21 protein-coding genes are annotated in these 19113 nt (G+C 73.4%); 9 read left to right on the forward strand and 12 right to left on the reverse strand.

The window, feature by feature from the left end:
* Nucleotides 1-62 precede the first annotated feature (62 nt).
* Nucleotides 63-1319 (forward strand): hypothetical protein, encoded by a 1257-nt coding sequence (locus AB0C12_RS37730; protein WP_360555266.1) that lies wholly within the window; start codon nt 63-65, stop codon nt 1317-1319.
* Here AB0C12_RS37730 and AB0C12_RS37735 read toward each other — a convergent pair.
* The 5 genes from AB0C12_RS37735 to AB0C12_RS37755 form a co-directional block, all read right to left on the reverse strand.
* A complete protein-coding gene (locus AB0C12_RS37735; RefSeq protein WP_360555267.1) occupies nt 1279-2355 on the reverse strand; it encodes a S8 family serine peptidase in 1077 nt (358 codons plus the stop codon). The two genes, AB0C12_RS37730 and AB0C12_RS37735, sit on opposite strands and share 41 nt — an antisense overlap.
* 8 nt (nt 2356-2363) lie before the next feature.
* A complete protein-coding gene (locus tag AB0C12_RS37740) occupies nt 2364-3662 on the reverse strand; it encodes a hypothetical protein (protein WP_360555269.1) in 1299 nt (432 codons plus the stop codon).
* Entirely contained in the window at nt 3659-4045 is a 387-nt protein-coding gene (locus tag AB0C12_RS37745) for a hypothetical protein (RefSeq protein WP_360555271.1), read from the reverse strand. The genes AB0C12_RS37740 and AB0C12_RS37745 overlap by 4 nt, the downstream gene beginning before the upstream one ends.
* Nucleotides 4046-4168: 123 nt before the next feature.
* On the reverse strand, nt 4169-4489 hold the full coding sequence (locus AB0C12_RS37750) for a type VII secretion target (RefSeq protein ID WP_360555273.1): 321 nt from the start codon (nt 4487-4489) through the stop codon (nt 4169-4171).
* Entirely contained in the window at nt 4486-4845 is a 360-nt protein-coding gene (locus AB0C12_RS37755; protein WP_360555275.1) for a YbaB/EbfC family nucleoid-associated protein, read from the reverse strand. Before AB0C12_RS37755 ends, AB0C12_RS37750 begins: the two co-directional genes overlap by 4 nt.
* Nucleotides 4846-4911: 66 nt before the next feature.
* Between AB0C12_RS37755 and AB0C12_RS37760 the strand changes: the two genes are divergently transcribed.
* Entirely contained in the window at nt 4912-5316 is a 405-nt protein-coding gene (locus tag AB0C12_RS37760; protein WP_360555412.1) for a nucleotide pyrophosphohydrolase, read from the forward strand.
* On the opposite strand, the gene AB0C12_RS37765 is transcribed toward AB0C12_RS37760, so the two are convergent.
* Nucleotides 5313-6614, reverse strand: a complete 1302-nt coding sequence (locus tag AB0C12_RS37765) for an AAA family ATPase (RefSeq protein WP_360555413.1) — start codon at nt 6612-6614, stop codon at nt 5313-5315. The two genes, AB0C12_RS37760 and AB0C12_RS37765, sit on opposite strands and share 4 nt — an antisense overlap.
* 109 nt (nt 6615-6723) lie before the next feature.
* Here AB0C12_RS37765 and AB0C12_RS37770 point away from each other — a divergent pair, with 109 nt between their 5' ends.
* The gene (locus AB0C12_RS37770; RefSeq protein ID WP_360555276.1) at nt 6724-7737 is read left to right on the forward strand and encodes a beta family protein; all 1014 of its coding nucleotides are present in this window, start codon (nt 6724-6726) and stop codon (nt 7735-7737) included.
* Here AB0C12_RS37770 and AB0C12_RS37775 read toward each other — a convergent pair.
* The gene (locus AB0C12_RS37775) at nt 7734-8477 is read right to left on the reverse strand and encodes a hypothetical protein (protein WP_360555278.1); all 744 of its coding nucleotides are present in this window, start codon (nt 8475-8477) and stop codon (nt 7734-7736) included. The two genes, AB0C12_RS37770 and AB0C12_RS37775, sit on opposite strands and share 4 nt — an antisense overlap.
* A gap of 98 nt (nt 8478-8575) precedes the next feature.
* Between AB0C12_RS37775 and AB0C12_RS37780 the strand changes: the two genes are divergently transcribed.
* Together AB0C12_RS37780 and AB0C12_RS37785 are read left to right on the forward strand one after the other, a co-directional pair.
* On the forward strand, nt 8576-9433 hold the full coding sequence (locus AB0C12_RS37780) for a bifunctional DNA primase/polymerase (RefSeq protein ID WP_360555280.1): 858 nt from the start codon (nt 8576-8578) through the stop codon (nt 9431-9433).
* 89 nt (nt 9434-9522) lie between these two features.
* Nucleotides 9523-11328, forward strand: a complete 1806-nt coding sequence (locus AB0C12_RS37785) for a SpoIIE family protein phosphatase (protein ID WP_360555281.1) — start codon at nt 9523-9525, stop codon at nt 11326-11328.
* Here AB0C12_RS37785 and AB0C12_RS37790 read toward each other — a convergent pair.
* Genes AB0C12_RS37790 through AB0C12_RS37800 form a run of 3 tightly spaced genes read right to left on the reverse strand, consistent with a single transcriptional unit; the run spans nt 11305 to nt 14416 of the window.
* Nucleotides 11305-12777: a hypothetical protein gene (locus tag AB0C12_RS37790; RefSeq protein WP_360555283.1), complete on the reverse strand. Its 1473-nt coding sequence runs from the start codon at nt 12775-12777 to the stop codon at nt 11305-11307. The two genes, AB0C12_RS37785 and AB0C12_RS37790, sit on opposite strands and share 24 nt — an antisense overlap.
* Nucleotides 12774-13835, reverse strand: coding sequence for a hypothetical protein (locus AB0C12_RS37795; protein ID WP_360555285.1), 1062 nt, complete (start codon nt 13833-13835; stop codon nt 12774-12776). The genes AB0C12_RS37790 and AB0C12_RS37795 overlap by 4 nt, the downstream gene beginning before the upstream one ends.
* Nucleotides 13832-14416, reverse strand: a complete 585-nt coding sequence (locus tag AB0C12_RS37800) for a hypothetical protein (protein WP_360555287.1) — start codon at nt 14414-14416, stop codon at nt 13832-13834. Before AB0C12_RS37800 ends, AB0C12_RS37795 begins: the two co-directional genes overlap by 4 nt.
* Before the next feature lie 152 nt (nt 14417-14568).
* Here AB0C12_RS37800 and AB0C12_RS37805 point away from each other — a divergent pair, with 152 nt between their 5' ends.
* The gene (locus AB0C12_RS37805; RefSeq protein ID WP_360555289.1) at nt 14569-14853 is read left to right on the forward strand and encodes a DUF427 domain-containing protein; all 285 of its coding nucleotides are present in this window, start codon (nt 14569-14571) and stop codon (nt 14851-14853) included.
* A gap of 42 nt (nt 14854-14895) precedes the next feature.
* Here the strand turns inward: AB0C12_RS37805 and AB0C12_RS37810 are convergent, their stop codons facing one another.
* Together AB0C12_RS37810 and AB0C12_RS37815 are read right to left on the reverse strand one after the other, a co-directional pair.
* Entirely contained in the window at nt 14896-15228 is a 333-nt protein-coding gene (locus AB0C12_RS37810; protein WP_360555291.1) for a hypothetical protein, read from the reverse strand.
* 52 nt (nt 15229-15280) lie between these two features.
* Nucleotides 15281-15505: a hypothetical protein gene (locus AB0C12_RS37815; protein WP_360555292.1), complete on the reverse strand. Its 225-nt coding sequence runs from the start codon at nt 15503-15505 to the stop codon at nt 15281-15283.
* A gap of 184 nt (nt 15506-15689) precedes the next feature.
* On the opposite strand from AB0C12_RS37815, the gene fxsA reads away from it, so the two are divergent.
* The 3 genes from fxsA to AB0C12_RS37830 all read left to right on the forward strand — a co-directional run bounded on the left by fxsA (nt 15690) and on the right by AB0C12_RS37830 (nt 19113).
* The gene (gene fxsA, locus AB0C12_RS37820; protein WP_360555294.1) at nt 15690-15902 is read left to right on the forward strand and encodes an FxSxx-COOH cyclophane-containing RiPP peptide; all 213 of its coding nucleotides are present in this window, start codon (nt 15690-15692) and stop codon (nt 15900-15902) included.
* Nucleotides 15903-15905: 3 nt separating this feature from the next.
* Entirely contained in the window at nt 15906-17378 is a 1473-nt protein-coding gene (locus tag AB0C12_RS37825; protein WP_360555296.1) for an HEXXH motif-containing putative peptide modification protein, read from the forward strand.
* Between the two features lie 76 nt (nt 17379-17454).
* Complete coding sequence (locus AB0C12_RS37830) at nt 17455-19113, forward strand: bifunctional diguanylate cyclase/phosphodiesterase (RefSeq protein ID WP_360555298.1); 1659 nt, start codon at nt 17455-17457, stop codon at nt 19111-19113.

The following is a 19113-nucleotide window of genomic DNA, read 5'->3' on the forward strand; positions in this document are numbered from 1 at the left end:
AACATCAACGGACAGTGATCAAGGCTCGTCGGCGGCCCGAGGACCCGGTAACGTGCCCGGCTGTGATCGACCCGGCCGGCACCACAGCGCCGCCGCCCCGGCGGGCGGATCGCTGGCTGGCCCTGTTCGGTGTGCTGGCACTGATGTGCGGCGGCGTCTTCGCCTTCAGCGTGGCGCGCAGCCGGGTCACCGCCGGCCGGGCGCAACAGGCCGAACGGGCGATCCGCGCGACCCTCGACCGGCAGGGCGCCGCGCTGCTGCGCGGGGACCGGAGCGGATGGCTGAGCGGCGTCGACCCGGCACTGTCCGGCGACCTGACCCGCCTGTACGCGAACCTGCGCGGGCTGCGGGTGTCCGGTTGGCTGCCCCGTACGCGCAACGTCCGGACAGGACCGCGGTGGACGGCGGACATCCGGATCCGAGTCTGCTTCTCGGCGCCGGCCTGCCCGCGGACACCCGAGACGTACGTGCCGGCGGGTGACGTCATCTCGGCCCGTACCGAATGGCTGGTGACCGGTGACCGGGCCGTCCTGACGGCCTTCGACCAGAGCGGGCCGGACGGCTCGGTGCCGTGGAAACGGGGGACGCTGAGCTTCGCCCCGGGCCGGCGGGTGGTGGTGGCGGCCGCGAAGGGCCTGACCGGCACGAAACCAGAGGCCTGGCTGGCGGCGGCGGAACGCGCGGCCCAGGTGGCCGACCGGTACGCCCTGGCCCGGCCCGGCACCTACGTGGCCTTCCTGGCGGACGAGCGACACTGGCGCGAGTCACTGGGCGAGGACCGCGAAGCGGCGGCCTTCGTGGACCGGACCAGCGAGCAGACGGCCTTCGCGATCATCGACGCGACCGCCCTGGACGCGGACCCGGCCGACGAACGCCTGCTCCGCCACGAGTTCGGCCACATAGCGACCCTGCTCGGCACCCTGGACAACCCGGACGAATGGGCCATCGAGGGCCTGGCCGAATACATCGCGTACGCGGGCGCGCCGGTGCAGTCGTACGAACTGGTGGCCGACGCGCGCCGGCATGTGGAGGAGTCGGGCTGGAACGGCCGGCTGGACCTGCAGTGGTCGGCCGAACCGACGGAGAGGTTCGGCTACTACGCGATGGGCTTCCTGGCGATGCGCTGCCTGGCCGAGACGTACGGCGAACCGAGGATGCTGACGTTCTTCACGGAGGTGGCCCGCCGAGGCGAAGCACCGGCGGAGGCGGCCGAGGGGGCGCTGGGGATGCCGTGGGAGCAGGTGCAGAACGCCTGCCAGCCGAAGATCTTGTCGTGGCTCAGCCCCGCCGCCGCCGAACCCCGACAACCAGCGCGCTGACGGCACCGGCGAGCAGGAGGATGCCGAGCCCACCGATCGCCAGGAGGGGTAGGCGGTCATCGTCGTCACCCGTACCGGCGATGACCGTGGCCGATGTCGCCGGCGCCGGCCGCGAAGGCCGACCAGCAGCCTTCAGCGCGGCGACCAGATTCAGCTCCCCGTGGCCGTAGGTGTCATCCCGCCCGGGCGTGCCTTTGTCCGTGGCCGTCGACTCGAGAACGGATACGACGTCGGCGGCAGACAGCCTCGGATACTTCGACCTGATCAGGGCAGCCGCCCCGGACACGATCGCCGTGGCCGCGCTGGTGCCCTCGACCACCCGGTACTCGCGGTCCAGCTTGCCGCCGATCACCGGGATGTCGACGCCCGGCGCCACCAGGTCGAGCTGCGGCCCTCGGTGCGAGAACTTCGTCGCCTCGCCTTGGCGTCCGCTGGCCCCGACAGCGAGCACCTCCGGACAGGCCGCGGGAAAGTCGTCCTCGATGCCCTCCTCGCCGTCGTTGCCCGTGGCCGCCACCAGCACCACGTCGGATCTCGCAGCGGCGGCGACAGCTGCGGCCAGGTCATCACCGCCCCCGACGGCGAACGACATGTTGATCACCTTGGCGTCGTGGTCCACCGCCCACTCGATTGCTTTCGCGACGACGAGCGGGCCGCTCGCGGGCCTGACCGGCAGAACCTTGGCGCGGGGGGCGATGCCGAGCAGGCCACGATCACCGCCGCGGCCGCGGGCGGCGACGATGCCCGCCATGGCCGTACCGTGCCCCAGCTCGTCCTGACGGGCGTCGCCGGAAGCCGTCACGTCGAAGCCGGGCAGCACGGCGCCCTTCAGGTCGGCCCGATCGGCCTGGACGCCCGTATCGATGATGGCAACGGTGACACCGGCTCCTTGGGAGACCCGGTGAGCAGCCGCGATGTCCAGCCGCTTCAGGTACCACTGGGCGTCCCGGCGCTGGTCGGCGCGGGCCGGCGCGCCGCCGAGCACGGGCATCACCAGAGCCGCCGCGACGATCGTGGCGACGCCTCTGATCGTCACGGACCGCTTCACCCCTGCCATCCGATGACGCCGGGACCCGGATCGTGACGGTACGTCTTGCGGGACGGCTCGATGACCGGAGCGACGCCCTGCGCGGTCGCCCATCGGCTGTCCGCGTCCAAGGCGATCTCCGTATCGCGATCGTCGGCGTCCGGACGGTGCCCTCCGCTCATCGGCACGGCAGATGACCCGGCTGCACCCGTGCTGACTCGCGAAGCCTGCCCTGCTGCCGGCGGTAGCCAGGACGGTGGCGTCGGCCTTACCGGCGTGGTCGGGCCGGCCGGGCTCCGGCCGGGAACGCCGCTGCCGATGACCGCACCCGGCGGCAGTCCGCGCTGCGCCGCGCCGCCGAGAGGGGTGGTGCCGTTGGAGCCCCGGCCTCCTGAGCCGCCGAGCGGGGTGCCGGTCAGGCCCCGGCCAGCTCCGCCAGCGCCAACCGGGGTGCCGGTCAGGCCCTGGCCTGCTGCGCTACCGCCTGGCGGGGTGCCGGTCACGCCTTGGCTCGCTCTGCCACCGATGACGAGACCCGGCAGCTGCGAACCCCCGGCAGCAGCGGTGGAGGGCGCCACCACGCTCGGCGCCGGATTGGCCGGCGCCGGAGTGATCGCCTCCGCCAGCGAGGGTCCCGCCGGAAGCGTGGTGCCCGGCGCGGTAGGCCCGGACGGCTCCTGGCCGGGCACGGGAGGCGGTGGATTGTGCGGAACCGCGATGCTGTCCGCGGCACCGACACCGATTGCCGGCCAGCCACCACCTGATTCGTCGCCCGGCCGGGTGCGGGTCTCGTCGGGCTGGAACTCGTAGATCGCCGGCGCCGTGATGGCATTGCCCGGATGCGCCACCCACTCCTCGGTCTCGCGCATGTGCCGCCGGGCCTGCTCGTCCAGCTCTTCCTCGGCGTGGTCCCACCAGCCGGGCACCCAGTCGTCACTCTTGTCGAGATAAGACCGGTAGAGCGGCGCGATCTTCTCCTTCGCCTGTCGCAACGCCTCAATGATCTGGCCCAGCGCGCCGGCGTTGGCGTCGGCGATGTCCTTGTTCGCCTGCATGGTGAACAGCAGCTCATCCATCTCGTCGACGAACGCGCGGGCGGCTTTGTTCCGCTCCGGTGGCCAGGCTTCGATCAGCTTCTGCTTGGCGGTCTCGAGCCGCGACCGTTGATCCTTCAGCAACCCGGCCATCGAACCCAGGGCGGCGACCTGCCGCCAGGACTCGGGATCGTCCTCGCGCGCAACCATGGCCCAGATCCGCGGCGTGTTGTAGGAGGACCAGGCTGTCACGCCACTCGGCCGGAAGGTTCCGTCACTCATGGCGCTTCCACGCCGGACCGCGCGGCCCGCGTCTGATCCGTCGCCGCGGTCAACATGTCCTTGATGTTGCTGATGCTCCGCTCCGACTGATCGTCGACGGCTCGGAAGTCCTCGGCCGCCTGCTCGGCAGCGTCGGCGAGGATGCGCGCCGCCTCGATGAAGCGGGTCAGATTGGTCAGCGAGTGGGCCAGCGCCTTGGCGTAGCTCTCCTTGGCCCGCAACACGGCCTCGCTGGCGTTGGTGGTGCCGAAGGTGATGCCCGCGGAGAACGACTGCCGGGACCGGGCCACGTCGACCGGGTCGACTTTCTCGGCATAGAACCGCACGTCACCGGCGAACTCGACAAGGCCGCCGGTTTCCAGGTGGATCGAGCTGTCGCTCATCGCTGCCTCCCGTGTCGTCCCGGGCGCGGACCCCGCGGAGAAGTGTCGACACCGGCCGACGTTCGTCAGCCCGCGCTCACATCCCCCATCCGCCAGCAACACGTCCCCCGGACCCGATCCGGTTCACTTCTCCTTGCCGTCCTGAATCTCCAGCAGTCTCTGCCGGCGGCTCTCGTCGATGGCCGCGTATGACTCCGCCGTCGCCCGCAGGCGCGCGCCCGTGTCCTCCAGCGCCACCGCCGCCGCCCCGATGCCGTCGACCACCACGTCCTGCAACGCACCCAGCATCACCGGGACCATCACGCACAACTTCCCGTACGCGTCGACGCCCGGCCGGACCGCCGCCCCGGCCTCCGCCGCCGTCGTCACCCGGCCGGCGATCGCCTCCACATGGCCGGCGTGGGTCACCAGCTCCTGCGGGCGTACCTCGAATTGGTCTGTCATCGCGTCAGCGAGGCGATCACGGCCTGGCCCGTCTCCGAGTCGGCGCCGACGGTCTCGTCGGTGACCACTGTCGCCTTCGCCGTGAGATCAGCCTGGGCCGCGGCCAGGGTCGCGAGGATCTGCCGGGCTGTCTCCGTCGCCGGTTGCCGGCGGATCCCCTCGTCCAGCTCCAGGCCGGTCAGCCCCCCGCCGGCCCCGACGGTCACCGTGACCAGGCCGTCGTCGCTGCGGGCCGCCCCGCTGAGCCGGGCCAGCCGGGCGGCGAGCTCGCGGGCCTGTGCCGCCCGCTGCTCGAATCCGGCTTGCCAGTCGTCGACGCGGCGCTCGGCCGCGTCCAGGTCCGGTCCCTCGAACATGGATCCACCGTAGTGCCGGAGTACGACAGAAAGGCGTTCTAGTCTCGGCCGGTGACCACGTCGTCGATCCACGAGCTGACCGCGCGCGTCCGGGCCTTCGCGGACGAGCGGGACTGGCAGCAGTTCCACACTCCCAAGAACCTTGCCATGGCGTTGACCGGGGAGGTCGGTGAGCTGGTCGCCGAGTTCCAGTGGCTCACGGCCGATCAGTCCGCCGCCGTCATGGCGGATCCGGAGCTGGGGCCACGGGTACGGGCCGAGCTCGGCGACGTCACCATCTACCTCGTCCGGCTCGCCGACGTGCTGGGCATCGACCTGGTGGCCGCGGCCCTGGACAAGCTCGCCGATTCGGCCCGCCGCTACCCGGTCGACCAGGCCCGCGGCTCCGCGGCAAAGGCCCGCGACAAAGCCGAAGCGCACGACAAGGCCGATGCGCACGACAAGGCCGAACCGCGAGACAAGACCGATTAGGGAGCCAGGCCGGCCAGGTGGGCCAGCATCGACTGGTTCGCCTCCCACCCGTCCGGGAACTTCACCGGTACGCCCAGGTGGACCGGTTCCGTCGACGGGTGGGCATCCAGCAGCTCCGCGATCCCCGCCCTGGCTACCACCACGCACGCATGCCGGTGCCGCGAGGTCAGCACGCACAGCCGCCCCGATTCCAGGTGGAACGCGGTCGCGTCGCGGCGGCCCGACAGCGGGTGCAGGACCACCGTCAGGTCGTACTCGCGGCCTTGCAGGCGGTTGGCCGTGTCCACCGTGATCTCGCGGGCGTGGGCCGGCAGGAACGACCTGATCGCCGCCACCTGATCGCGGTGGGCCGCGCCGATCGCGATGCGGTCCGCCGTCAGCGGGGTCTCGCCGGTCTCCGACACGGCCAGCGCGCCCCGGGCCAGCGCCCGGGCCGCGATCAGGGCGCACGCTGCCGCCGCCTCGGCGTCCGTGCGGACCGTGAAGCGGGCCGGGAGTTCGTGCAGGCCCCAGCCGGTGGCCGTCGCCACGTCGAGGACGCGGTCGACGTCGGTCGAGGCCGGTTCGGTGAACGTCAGCCGGCGGTCTCCCGGACCGGTGCCCGACCGGAAGCCGGTGAACGGGTAGAACGCGGCCGCGACCACCGGCGCCGCCGAGGCCGGCAGGCGCCACGACACCGGGAGGCGGTGGACCGGCAACGTCGGGTTGTGGCGCAGCAGCACAGCCACCGCGCTCTGCATCGGGTCCCAGCTCAGGCCGGTCCAGCGGTCGACCTCCACCGTCGAGAACGGGTCGAGCTGGCCGGGGTCGCCGACGAACAGGGCGCGTTCGAAGCGGGGGGCCACGCGCAGCAGGGCGTCCGAGCGCATCTGGTACGCCTCGTCGACGATCGCCCAGGGCCAGGTGCCCTCGGTGACCGTGGCCCATTTCGCCGCCGTGCCGATCGTGACCGGCGGGCCGCCCAGGTCCGGAACCTTCGCGCCGACGCGGCACGACGGGTGGTCGCGGACGCGTTCCGAGGCGGCGTAGTCCACCGCGGACAGCCGGCCCACCCCCAGCGCCGGGTGTTTCACGCCGAGGCGCTCGATCAGGTCGTCGACCTGTTCGTTGGTCTGCGCCACGATCATCAGGGAGGTGCCGGTGGCGGCGAGGACGCCGGCCGCGCGTACCACCAGGGTGCTCTTGCCCGCGCCGGGCGGTGAGTCGACCACCACGCCGCGCTGGTCGGAGGTCGCGAGGTCCCGCAGCACCGCGTCGACGACGTCGGCGGCCGCCGCGGCCGGAGAGTCCAGGGACATGGTCACCGACGCACCGTATCCCGTGACGCCGCCACCCGAGATCTTCACCTGGGGTGAGGAAAAGCCTCCACATTGTCACTCGTCGGATATCTGACGCTACTTTGAGTGAATGACCGATGGGGTATACCGTCCGATCCTGCGGCCCCGGCGCGGTGAACTCGCCGCCCTGCACCACCTGGACGCCGCCACCGCCGGCCGGGTCATGCCGATCATCGAGCTCTCCCCCGGCGACCGCCTGCCCCAGCTCGTCCGACAGATGCCACCCCGGACCGGCGCCATCGCCGTCGACCTGAGCGCGGTCGACGAGCCCGAGGACCCGCTCGATTCACCGCCGCTGGAGCTCGCCGAGGAACTGGCCGCGGTCGGGGTGGCCATGTTGCCGGTGCTGCGGGCGTACGACAGCCGTCGCCGGCTGGTGGAGCACGGCCTGGCCGCTCGCATGCACCTCGGGCGGGCCGTGCTGCGGCTGCAGCCGCACCGCGACGCGCGCAATCCGGCCACCGCGACCGAGACCACCGACCGGCTGCTCGCCGGGGCCGGCCTCGAGGCCGAGCGGGTCGACCTGGTCATCGACCTGGCCGAGACCGCCTGCGCCGCGCACGCGAACAGCTTCGAGGAGCGCGCCCGGCACGTGCTGCGCTGGGCGCGGTCGTCGCCGTGGCGCTCGGTCACCGTCGCCGCCGGCGCGATGCCGCCCAACCTGGACGACCTGCCCACCGACGAGGCCGTCCCGGTCGGGCGCCTGGACGCCCAGGTGTGGGCGCGGCTGTCGGAGCCCGGCGTGGGCTATGCCGACTACGGCGTGACCTCACCGGTACGGCGCCTCGGCATCAACCACCGCCAGCTGCCCACCCTGCGCTACACCACCGACCGCGACTGGTGGATCTACCGCTGGGCCCGGCGCGGCGCCCGCAGCGACGACCGCTGCCACGACCTGTGCCGGACCCTGGTCGGCTCGGCGCAGTGGCCCGCCGCGGGCGCCCGCTTCTCCTGGGGAGACGCGCAGATCGCCCGGCAGGCCCGCAGCGCGCGCGGCGGCGGCAGCTCGGCCAACTGGATCGCCTGGAGCACGTCCCACCACATCGCCCACGTCCTGCGGGCCCTGCCTCAGGAAGGCGCCTAGCCCAGGTGCCAGGTGGCGATGACGTCGATGGTCGGCCAGACGAAGACGATGTCACCCTTGGTGTTCGGCACGTCGAAGACGATCGTCGTCTTGTAGGTGCGGCCCGCGACGAGCCGCCGGACGAACGCGCCGTAGTTCTTGTCGCAGTTGCTGCCGTACGCCGAGTTCAGCCAGGTGCCGTCGCGCTGCTGGAAGCGGAACGCGTAGTCGGTCACGTCCGGCTCGCCGGCCAGCACCTTCACCCGCAGCTCGGTGGGCAGGTAGGCGCCGTTCTCCGGCTTGCGGGCGTACGAGTCACAGCCGGTCTTGCGCAACTTGCCGGTGCGGACGGTGACCTCGAAGCGCACCCCGCGCTCGCCCTCGACGACGAACTTCTCGCCGTTGGCCAGCCGCTGCGGCCCGATGCGTTCCAGCAGTGGCCCGGACGGCTCGATCAGCCCGGGCGCGGTCACCCGCCCGGAGGCGCGCGGGGCCGGGGACGCCGCGTTGAGCTCGGTCGCCGCCCGGTCGTAGATGCCGGCCGCCAGGTAGACCACGGCGGCGGTGCCCGCGAGCAGCAGGACCAGACCGACCGCGAAGTACGCGGTGACGAGCCGGCGGGAGAGCGTCCCGCGGGTGCGCGGGCGCCCGATCACGACCGGCTTCAGCTGCGCCGGCACGGTGTCGTCGGCCGGCGGGGGCGGCTGTTCGACCGGCGACATCTCCGCGGGCGGAGGCTCGGCGTGCGGCTCCTTCGTCACGGCGGTGGATCTCCTCGAACGGTGGTGAGTGGTGCGAGCGCAGCATAGAGGCCGTCGATCACTGCCGCAGTCCCGGCTTTCTTCGTACACTTGTGCCAATGCTGCTCGATGCCGCTCTCGCGTACGCCCGGCACGGGATTCCCGTCCTGCCGGTGCACTCGCCTGCGGCCGGCGGCTCCTGCTCCTGCGAGCGGCCCGGTTGCGAGCGGCCCGGCAAGCATCCGCGGCTGCGTCATGGCCTGACCGACGCCAGCGTCGACCCGCGCCGGATCGAGATGTGGTGGGCGCGCTGGCCGGCGGCGAACATCGGGCTCCGCACCGGCATCGTGATGGACGTCGCCGACGTCGACTCCCCGGGCGGCTGGCACGGCCTGCGCCACCTGCTCGGCGACGCGATGCCGGTGGGTCCCCAGGTCCGCACGGGCGGCGGCGGCTGGCACTTCTGGTTCCGCCCGCTGGGGTACGGCAACCGCGTCAACCTGCTGCCGGGCGTCGACTGGCGCGGGGCGGGCGGGTACGTGGTCGCACCCCCGTCCCGGCACGCCGACCGCACCACCTACTACTGGACAACCGGCCCGGGCGCGGACCCACCCGAGGCGCCTCCCGCCCTGCGTGAGCTCATCGCCGGCCCGGAGCCACCGTCCCGGCGCGGCGGTGCCGGCCCGGAGCGGATCGCCCACCCGGATCGTTACGCGTCCGTGGCCCTGGCCGCCGAGGCCGACCGGGTGGCGCGCGCGCCGGTGGGCGCCCGCAACGACACGCTCAACCGGGCCGCGTTCTCGCTGGGCCGGCTGGTCGGGGCGGGTCTGCTGGAGCCCACGCTGGTGACTGAAGAGCTGTCCGCGGCCGCCCGCTGGGCCGGGCTCGGCCGCACCGAGACGATGCGCACGATCCGCTCGGGGCTGACCGCCGGGCGGCGCCAGCCGCTCGACCCGGGACGGCGCAACGTGGCGTGATCAAGCGGTGACGGCGGCGCCCTGGCAACCCGGCCGGTGCCGGGTAATCTGGCTTGTCGGACCGCCGGGGGGCGACGGTTGGAGGGCGCATGGCCGAGGACGTCGAGGCTGCCGCGGCACACGCGGGCAGTCTGGCCGATCCCGCGCGCCTGCGTTCGTTGCAGCGCGTCTGTGTCGGCGCCGAGCCGGACGAGGCCTTCGACCGCTTCGCGAGCCTGGTCAAGCGGCTGCTCGACGTCCCGGTGGCGCTGGTCTCGCTGGTCGACGACCAGCGTCAGTTCTTTCCCGGTCAGGTCGGTCTGGCCGAGCCGTGGCTCACCAAGCGGGAGACCCCGCTGTCCCACTCGTTCTGCCAGCACGTGGTCGTCGAGGGCGAGGCCAAGGTGTTCCCGGACGCGCGGATCTACGCGCAGGTCCGCGACAATCTGGCCATCCCCGATCTCGGCGTGGTGGCCTACGCGGGCATGCCGCTGACCGACGCGGACGGCCGCACCCTGGGCTCGCTCTGCGCGATCGACACCAAGCCGCGGGCCTGGACCACGGCGGAGCTGTCGATCCTGCGCGACCTGTCCGAGGCCTGCTCCTCGGAGCTGCGGCTGCGCATCTCCCGGGAGCTGGCCGAGGAGGCGCGCCGGCACGCCGAGAACGCCCACGATCAGCTCGCGATGCTGGCCGAGCTGACCGAGACGCTGGCCACGACCACCGACATCGACGAGGCGCTGGGCTCGCTGGGCACGGCGCTGACCCCGCGGCTGGCCGACTGGTGCCTGATCTCGCTGATCGGCCCGGACGGCATGCCCCGGCAGGTCTCCACCGCCCACCGCGACCCGGAGCGCGCGGCGGACGTGGCCCGCTTCGCCGAGCTGATGGCCACCGGCCTGAACGCCAAGTCCATCGTGCTCGCGGTCCAGGGCACCGGCCGGCCTATCCGCCGCGACGGCGAGAGCGCGGCGAACATCCTGGAACGCACCACCGACGCCGAGCTGGCGACCATCGCGGAGCGGCTGGGCTACGCCTCGTTCCTGGTCGTGCCGATCACCGCGCCGGTGAGCCACCGGGTCCTCGGCACGATCACGCTGGTCAACGGGCCGTCCCGGGCCACGTTCAGCGACGCCGACGAGCGCACCGGGACGGACATCGGCCGCCGGGCCGGGCTGGCCATCGACAACAGCCGGCTCTACCGCCAGCAGCGGCACGTCGCCGAGGTGCTGCAGCAGAGCATGCTCACCGAGCTGCCCACGATCGACGGCATCGAGCTGCACGCCCGCTACCTGCCGGCCCAGGACGGCGCGGCGGTCGGCGGCGACTGGTACGACGCGTTCGCCCAGCCGGACGGCTCGGTGATGCTGGCGGTCGGTGACGTCTCCGGCCACGACATCGAGGCCGCCGCCACCATGGGTCAGCTGCGCAATCTGGTCCGCGGGGACGCGTTCGGCCGCGACGACGAGGCGGGCCCGCTGCTCAGCCAGCTCGACAAGGCGCTGCGCGGGCTGCGGGTCCCGGCCGCCGCCACCGTCGTGCTGGCCCGGCTACGCCGCGAAGCCGACCGGTACACGCTGTCGTACTCCAACGCGGGTCACCCGCCGCCGCTGCTGCTGCTCCCGGACGGCACGGTCCAGACCTGGTGGACCGCGCCGGAGCCACTGCTGGGGCTGGTCTCCCGCAACGACCGCGCCACCCACATCCGCACGGTTCCACCCGGCTCCACGCTGGTGCTCTACACCGACGGGCTGGTGGAGACGCCGGGCCGCCTGCTCGACGACGGCATCGCCCTGGTCGAGCAGGCACTGCGGGACAACGCGGGCCTGCCCGGGGACGAGCTGTGCGAGCGGCTCATCGAGGCGGCGAGCCGCCGCGCCGACGACATCGCCCTACTGCTGATCCGCCTGCTCTGAGCCGGCTTCGGGCGGCTCGAAAGCAACGGGCGGGCCGCCGTGGGTCCAGGGGGTCTGGTCCGGCTCCGGGAAAGCGCCGCCCGGCCGGTACGCCTCGCTCAGCGTCGTCAGCAGCAACCGCTCGCCCACCTCGGGCACACTGCCGGGCTCGGCCACCAGCTTGCGACCCATGCCGCCGGAGAGCTCCAGCAGCACCTCGGTCTTCTCGTCGACCGCCGTCACCGAGATCACCAGCGCCTTCTGGCCGGGCCGCTGCGGGCTGGTCAGCGTGGCGCCCGGCTCGACCCGGACCGTCTCGGTGGTCACCACCATGATCCGCGGGCGCAGCACCGGGCGCTTGCCGCTGTCGTCGATCCGGTCCGCCTTGGCCAGGGTCACGTCGCCGACGAAGGCCGCGCCGGTGAGCCGGTACTCGGCCATCACCAGCGGGTCGTCGAAGGCGCGCTGGACCGCGTACCGGGTGGCCGCGTTCTCCAGGCGGTGCAGGCGGGCCGCGGCGGCCACCGCACCGTCGCGGCGGGGCTGCGGCGGCCCGCCCTCGGCCAGGTGCTGCACGAAGCCGGAGTAGGTGTCGCGGTCGCTGTCCCACCGGCCGGCCACCCGGGCGCCGGGCGGCAGCTCACGCAGCAGGTCGAGGGTGCGCCACATCAGCTCCCAGGTCGGCAGCAACTGCGCGCGCAGCACCTCGGTGAGGGCCGCGACGTCCGGGTCGGCCGTGGACAGCAGCGGCGCCAGCACGTGGTTGTCGAAAGCCGGGTCGGTGGCCGGTCCGGCGGGTGGGCACAGCTCCGGGTCCTCGGCCGCCCGCGCGGCCTCGGCGCCGGTGCGCCCCGGCGGCGGCGAGATCCAGCCGAGCAGGGCGGCCAGCTGGGCGTCCTCCGCGCTGCTCTGCCCGCTCGCCCAGTGCAGACCGAGAGCCTGTACGGCGTTGAGCAGCAGCGACGACCCGGCCACCTCGGCGGCGTGGGCGAAGAACGTGAGCCAGCGCCCGAGCAGCGGCACCGACGGCGGCACCGCGTACTCCCCCTCGGTGCTGCGGAAACGCGTGGACCGGCCGAACAGGCGCAGGAAGTCGACGCCACCGGTGTTCGGCACCCACAGCTGCGGCGCGTCGGTGAACCGGTGTCGCACGTCGCGGCCCCGGTCCACCGCCACCGCCTCGGTCTCGGAGGTGAAGCTGTCCACGTAGGGCACGAGGATCTCGGCCAGCTCGGCGGCGAAGGCGAAGCGGTCGCTGCGGTTGCGGGGCTGCGCGACGACCAGCAGCCGGGGCGCCGAGCGGTCGGTGCCGGCCATCGCCGCCAGCGGGGCGTTCGCCTCACCGGCCATCGCGAGCGGGATCAGCACCAGCGGCCGGGAGTGGACGTGCAGGTGGCGGACGGTGGCGACGGGCTGGGCCCGGCCCGCGACAAGGGCCTGCGCGCGGGCGAGGGCGGTGAGCGTACTCATAGGATCTCGGCCCGCAGCCGGGCAGCCGCCTGGAGCAGCGCCGCGGCCTCGGCCTGCTCCTCGGTGGGCGTGGCGGCGCCCGCGGCCAGCGCGAGCGCCTCGGCCACCGTGTCGACCCCGCCGAGCGCGTCGCGGACCGGGCGGCCCAGCGCCGCGGTGCGGCCGGCCGCCTCGTGCCGGCAGTAGACCGCCAGCTCGCAGGTCGAGAGGCATTCCGGGGCGTAGCGGGCCTCGACGTGACCCAGCGCGGTGATCAGGTCGGCGGGCGCGAGCGCGACGTCGAAGCTGACGGACTCCGGCAGCGCGGCGGCCAGCGACGACACCGAGGCCAGCCGGGTCAGCTGGCGCTTGAGGGTGGAGAGCTGCTTGCGCACGTCGAGGACCACCGCGACCGGCTGGAGCGAGAAGTTCTCGGTGCAGACCAGCACGACGTCGTGGCTGACCAGGGCCGGGTCGTGACCGAGCTCCGCCAGCAGCCGGCGCAGGGCCAGCACGTAGACCGCCGCCTGCACGGCCGCGGCGGAGACCTTGGCGCTGTCGGCCTGCCCGTCCACGATCGCGAACGACTTGATCTCGACCACGTGCAGGCGGCCCCCGGCCTGGAACGCGATCAGGTCCGGCTCGAGGAAGACCCGCTGCCCGGCGACGTCGAGGGTGAGCAGCGGGTGGTCGATGAGGGCGGCGCCGGCCGACGCGGCGAGCAGCTCGCGGGTGCGCCCGTGCCGGGCGGTGAGCGTGTCGTCGGCGTCCTCGCCCAGGTCGTCGTACGCCCCGGCGGCGTCCAGCCCCAGGCACCCGGCCAGTACCTCCCGCAGCAGCGCGCAGTCGTCGGCCTTGAGCATCGCCTCGAAGCCGTTGCCCCGGGCCAGCGCGAACCTCGACTGCCCGAAGCTGCCCGGGAAGCCGATCCGCTGGGCCAGCTGGGGCTTGTCGACCCCGGCGGCGTCGAGCACGGCTCGGCGGGTGCAGCCGGGGTTGCCGGTCAGCGCGGCGATCGTCCGGGCGTTGTGCCGCTTCGGCGGGATGGCTCCGCGCAGCCGGTCGAGTCCCGCGGTCACGCGCGGCCCCGCTGCTGCGGCATCCGCGGCAGGCCGAAGAGCTGCTGCTGCTCGTCGAGGCCCTCCCAGCGCTGCACGGTCGCGGCCGGCAGCGGCGCGACCGGAACGGCGGCGAGCGCCGTGCGGGCCGCGTCGGCCAGGGCGGCGGGATTCTGCACCGCGTACGCCTCCGGGCCGCCGGGTACCTCGTCGGCCAGGCGGCGCAGCAGGGCGGCGGCGGCCGCTCCGGCGACCTCACGCATGGCGATGAATTCGGCGATCCGGACGATCGCCGCGAACAGGTCGGCCCGCGGGGCCGCGACCCGGCCCTCGACCGGCCAGGTGGAGAGCGTGAGCAGGCCGCGGGCGGCGGTCAGGTCCGGCTGCAGGGCAGGGCAGATGCGGTACGCGGACGAGTCACCGGCCGGGCGCGCGCGTTCCTCGTCGCGCAGCAGCGCCACCAGCGCCGGCACGGTCAGGTCGCCGTCGAACAGCGCGCCGTGCACGTCGACGACGAGCCGGGACGAGGCCGGGGCGCCGATCAGCAGCAGGGCCCGGCGGGCCTGCTCGCGGGTGCTCGGCAGCGTGCTCAAGCGGGTCATGGCGGCCGCTTCCGTCGGGGGGCTGGCGGATCGACTCTAGATCTTCGTACAGCGCCCGGGCAATGTGCGGACGACTCACCACGTTTCACCCACGGGAGGTGAATAAGCCGCGCGTATCGGACAGTCCCCCGGTGGCGCGCTACGTTCGGGGTATGCCGAAGGCCATCTGGAACGACGAGATCATCGCTGAGAGCGACGACACCGTGGTAGTCGAGGGCGTCTACTACTTCCCGCGCTCCTCGGTGCGCGAGGACGTGCTGCGCCCCTCGGACACGCACACCGTCTGCCCCTGGAAGGGCAAGGCGTCGTACTACACGCTCGAGTCAGGTGAGCACGTCACGCAGGACGCGGTCTGGTTCTACCCGGAGCCCAAGCCCGACGCCAAGGCCGTACGGGACCGGGTCGCCTTCTGGAAGGGCGTCAAGGTCGAGGCCTGAGGATCACCCGACGGCGCGGGCTCCCCTTGGAGTCCGCGCCGGCTAGCCGATCCGGGGATGGGCCTCCTCGATCGCGGTGACCTCCAGATAGTCCAGCATGTCGCGCTGCTCGGCCTCGCCGAGGGCGTAGAACGCCTCGTAGGCCGAGGACCGCGAGTGCGGCGTCTCCGCCGCCAGCAGCGCGATGATCGCCGACCAGGCCAGCGAGACCCGGTCGAACAGCCGCGCGGTCCGCAACGAGGTCAGCCGGCTCAGCATCGCCACCTTGGTCGCGGCGTCGTCGTCGACCGCGATCCGGTCCGAGAGCTCGAACAGCGCCTTGCCCCGGTACGGGTGCTCCGCCTCGACCAACCGGGCCAGTTCGGCGTTGTCCATCCGGTCGACGGGCGGGGCGGGGCCACGGCGCGGCAGCTGTGGCCGGGAGTCCTCAGCGGGCACGGCTGTCCCGTCCGCTCTCGAAACCCACGCCCGGCACCTGGTGCGGCAGGGTGGGCCGGCTGGAGAAGGTCGGGAACGGCGGGGCCGGCATCACCGGGGTGTCCGGCTGCTCGGGACCGCCCTCGGCGTCTGCGGCCTCCTCGACCGCGGCGTCGATCTGATCGTGCACCTCGTCCTCCGAGCTCGTCGCACCCTCCACGTTCCGTCCCAGCACAGTTTGTCCTCCGTTGCCGACTTTTGCTGTGTTGGCGTCCTATGAGATCACGCCGCGTCAACCCCGGCGAGCGCAGCGTCCGGTAACGCCCGGACATCACCCGACCCGGCGACCGCCGTAATGTGGCGGCAATACATTGATCGTTGCCGGTCGGCAAGCAGCGCCGGCCCTGAGGTGAGGGTAGGTGCCCGTGGACGGGGGTACGAGCACCACCGGTGCGACACCCGAGTGGCGGTCCGCCATGGTCGACGTCTCCGGGCTGTCCCTGGCTGAGCTGGCCGACGCGGGCCCGCCGGCGGAGACCGATGACTCGGTGCTGGCGCACTGCCTGCGCCGGCTGGCCGACGACCTGGCCCGGCCGGGCGAGCCGATCGCCGGCTTCAACTCGGCCCTCTGAGCCGTGGGTTCCACCGCCACCCTGCCGGTGCACCGGCTCAGCGACCCGGCGTTCGCCGCGCTGGCGGCGGGCCGCCCGGATGCCGCCACCCTCGACGAGCTGCGCCGGTCCCAGCTCAGCAAGCATCTGCTCCTGCTGCGCGAGCTGGTCGCAGCCGCACCGGTCCCGGGGTACGCCGAGCTGGTCGCGGCCGAACGCGAAGATCCGGCCGCGGTCCGCGCCCTGCTGGCCCGCCCGCTGGTCGGTGTATGGGCCACCCGCTGCCTGAGCGCCCTGCGAGCCGGCCGGCCGCCGCAGGCCCCGCTGGACTACCTGACCACACTGACGTCCGGCACCCGACCGGCCGCCCGGCAGCTCACTGCCGCCCATGACGGCCTGTCGATCACGGTACGGATCGAGGACAGCGACCCGCTGCGCGCCGGCCTGGGGCTCCCACCGGCCCCCACGCTGACCCCCGCCGAGCTGGACCGGTGGCAGCAGTTGCTGACCGAGGCCTGGCGCCGGCTCGTCGAGCAGCTGCGCCCGGACGCCGAAGTGCTGGCCACGGTGCTGGACTGCATCGTGCCCGTCGAGCCGGATCCGGCCGCCCGCGGGATCAGCGCCACCTCGGCGGACGCGTTCGGCGCGGTGGCCATGTCCGAGCCGGCCGACGCCACCGCCCTCGCGGTCGGCCTGCTGCACGAGACCCAGCACAGCCTGCTGAACGCCGTGCAGTACCTCTTCGACCTGCACCACCAGCCGGACGCCCTGGGCTACTCCCCCTGGCGTGACGATCCCCGTCCCGCCGCCGGCATCCTGCACGGCGCCTACGCCTACCTGACGGTCACCCGGTTCTGGCGGACCCGGCGCGCGGAGCCACTGGCGGCGTTCGAGTTCGCCCGGTGGCGGACGGCTGTGCTGAGCGCGGCGGACGGGTTGCTCGCCGGCGGCACGCTGACCGCGGCCGGCACCCGCTTCGTGACCGCGCTGCGCGCCGAGGTGCGGTCCTGGCTCACCGACGAGGTTCCGGCGACGGTCGCCCGGCTCGCCACCGCCGCCAACTCCGACCACTACCTGCGCTGGCGGCTGCGCAACCGCCACGTGCAGCCCCAGGACGCCCGCCTGCTCGCGGACGCCTGGGCACAGGGCCGGCCCGCGCCTCGGGTCGAGTCCGAGCTGCGTCCGGCGCCGCGCCGGGCTCTGGAGGCCAGCGGCCGCCTCGACCTCATCCACGCCACGCTGCGCGGAGAACCGGCCCCGGCGGATACGGCCGACGGTGATCTCGCTTACGTGCGCGGAGACGAGGCGGCGGCGCTGCGGGCGTACCGGAAAAGGGTCGGCACGGACCCGGGGGACGACGCGGCCTGGACCGGACTCGCGCTCGGCGGGGCCGGCGGCGCCCTGCGCGACGCACCGGAGGTGGTCGCCGCCGTCCACCGCACGCTGGGTGACCCGGCCGTCGATCCGCTGGCCCTGGCCGATTGGCTTTCTTCCTGAGGTTCGCTCAGGTAGGCCCCCGGCCCACCGATGAAGGCCCTGTCGGAGGTGAGTCATGGGTCGGACCGGGAAGACCATGGATCGTGTGCGTCGGGTTGTCGACGGCACCATGATCTTCACGTCGCTGCTGCTGCTCGCGTGGCCGCTGATGGTCGGCGGTCAGGCGCGCGGTGCCACAGGTGTGCTCATCGGCCTCGGCGCGGTCGGGCTCCTCGGCCTGGGCGTGCTCGTGCTGGCCGAGCGGTGGCCGCTGGTGCAGTACGCCCCCGTGGCCGCCGCCGTCCTGACGGCCGCGGCCGGGCTCGCCCGCAGCGGCGCCATCAGCCCGGGCCTGAGCTGGCTCATCATCGCCGTCGCGGCGATCATCCTGGTCCGGCAGTTCCTCGGCGCGCGCACCAACGAGGGCCTGGTCCGGGACCTGACCCGGCAGCGCGCCCAGCTCGCCCGGCAGGCGTTCCGCGACCCGCTGACCGAGCTCGGCAACCGCAAGCTGTTCATGGACCACGCCACCGACGCCCTCGCGGACGCCGACGACACGATGACCGCCGTGATCCTGTTCGACCTGGACGGGTTCAAGGAGGTCAACGACACGTACGGGCACGCCACCGGCGACGAGCTGCTGCGTACGGCGGCGGAACGGCTCACCGCGAACGTGCGGACCAACGACACCGTGTCCCGCCTCGGCGGCGACGAATTCGTGGTGCTGCTCCCCCGCCTGGTCGACGACCGGATCGCCGACACCGTGGCCAACCGGATCCTGCGCGACCTCAGCCAGCCACTGGTCATCGGCGACACCGTGCTGACCATCCCGGCCAGCGCCGGCATCGCCCTGACCCGGGGCAGCGGCCTGGCCGTCGACGACGTGATGCGCGAGGCCGACCTGGCGTTGTACCAGGCCAAGGCCGAGGGCAAGGGTGTCGCCCGGCGCTTCGACCCGGCCCAGTTCGCCGTGGCCGAGCAGCGCCGGCAGGAGGAGGCGGACCTGCGCCGCGCGCTCGACGACGGCGAGTTCGAGGTGCACTACCAGCCGATCGTCGACCTGGACGGCGAGCGTACGGTCGGCGTCGAGGCGCTGGTCCGCTGGAACCACCCCGAGCGCGGGCTGCTGCCCCCGATCGCCTTCCTCGACCTGGCCGAGACGCTGGGGCTGCTCCCGCGGCTCGGTGGCTGGGTGCTCGAAGAGGCCTGCCGGCAGGCCGCGGTGTGGCAGGCGCAGGAGCCCGGCTTCGAGCTCAACGTCAACCTGTCGGCCAGCCAGCTCGGCAATCCCGCGCTGGTCGACGAGGTCCGCTCGGTGCTGGAGCGCACCGGCCTGCCGCCCGCGCTGTTGGTGCTGGAGCTGACCGAGTCGGTCGCGCTGGTCGACCTGATCGAGTCGGCCCGGGTGCTGGGCGCGCTCAAGAGCCTCGGCGTGCGGATCGCGCTGGACGACTTCGGCACCGGCTTCTCGTCGCTGAGCCACCTGGGCACGCTGCCCGTCGACGTGGTGAAGATCGACAAGTCGTTCGTGCAGGCCATGCAGGAGGGCAACGGCGCTTCGGTGGCCGAGGCGGTGCTGCAGATCGCCCGTACGTTCAACCTGGCGCCGGTAGCCGAGGGCGTCGAGGACGCCACCCAGGCCAGCCGGCTGCGCGAGCTGGACTGCGCCCAGGCCCAGGGTTACCACTTCGCTCGCCCGATGCCGGCCGACGACCTGACGTCCCTGCTGACCAGGCAGTCCGCGCTGTCGGCCTAG

The organism is Actinoplanes sp. NPDC048967, assembly GCF_040649415.1.
GTDB lineage: Bacteria > Actinomycetota > Actinomycetes > Mycobacteriales > Micromonosporaceae > Actinoplanes.

What these genes read in the sequence shown, in the direction of transcription:
- AB0C12_RS37740 (WP_360555269.1), bottom strand. Translation starts at nt 3,662, where the DNA reads ATGAGTGACGGAACCTTCCGGCCGAGTGGCGTGACAGCCTGGTCCTCC.
- AB0C12_RS37745 (WP_360555271.1), bottom strand. Translation starts at nt 4,045, where the DNA reads ATGAGCGACAGCTCGATCCACCTGGAAACCGGCGGCCTTGTCGAGTTC.
- AB0C12_RS37750 (WP_360555273.1), bottom strand. Translation starts at nt 4,489, where the DNA reads ATGACAGACCAATTCGAGGTACGCCCGCAGGAGCTGGTGACCCACGCC.
- AB0C12_RS37755 (WP_360555275.1), bottom strand. Translation starts at nt 4,845, where the DNA reads ATGTTCGAGGGACCGGACCTGGACGCGGCCGAGCGCCGCGTCGACGAC.
- AB0C12_RS37765 (WP_360555413.1), bottom strand. Translation starts at nt 6,614, where the DNA reads ATGTCCCTGGACTCTCCGGCCGCGGCGGCCGCCGACGTCGTCGACGCG.
- AB0C12_RS37770 (WP_360555276.1), top strand. Translation starts at nt 6,724, where the DNA reads ATGACCGATGGGGTATACCGTCCGATCCTGCGGCCCCGGCGCGGTGAA.
- AB0C12_RS37780 (WP_360555280.1), top strand. Translation starts at nt 8,576, where the DNA reads ATGCTGCTCGATGCCGCTCTCGCGTACGCCCGGCACGGGATTCCCGTC.
- AB0C12_RS37785 (WP_360555281.1), top strand. Translation starts at nt 9,523, where the DNA reads ATGGCCGAGGACGTCGAGGCTGCCGCGGCACACGCGGGCAGTCTGGCC.
- AB0C12_RS37790 (WP_360555283.1), bottom strand. Translation starts at nt 12,777, where the DNA reads ATGAGTACGCTCACCGCCCTCGCCCGCGCGCAGGCCCTTGTCGCGGGC.
- AB0C12_RS37800 (WP_360555287.1), bottom strand. Translation starts at nt 14,416, where the DNA reads ATGACCCGCTTGAGCACGCTGCCGAGCACCCGCGAGCAGGCCCGCCGG.
- AB0C12_RS37805 (WP_360555289.1), top strand. Translation starts at nt 14,569, where the DNA reads ATGCCGAAGGCCATCTGGAACGACGAGATCATCGCTGAGAGCGACGAC.
- AB0C12_RS37810 (WP_360555291.1), bottom strand. Translation starts at nt 15,228, where the DNA reads ATGGACAACGCCGAACTGGCCCGGTTGGTCGAGGCGGAGCACCCGTAC.
- AB0C12_RS37830 (WP_360555298.1), top strand. Translation starts at nt 17,455, where the DNA reads ATGGATCGTGTGCGTCGGGTTGTCGACGGCACCATGATCTTCACGTCG.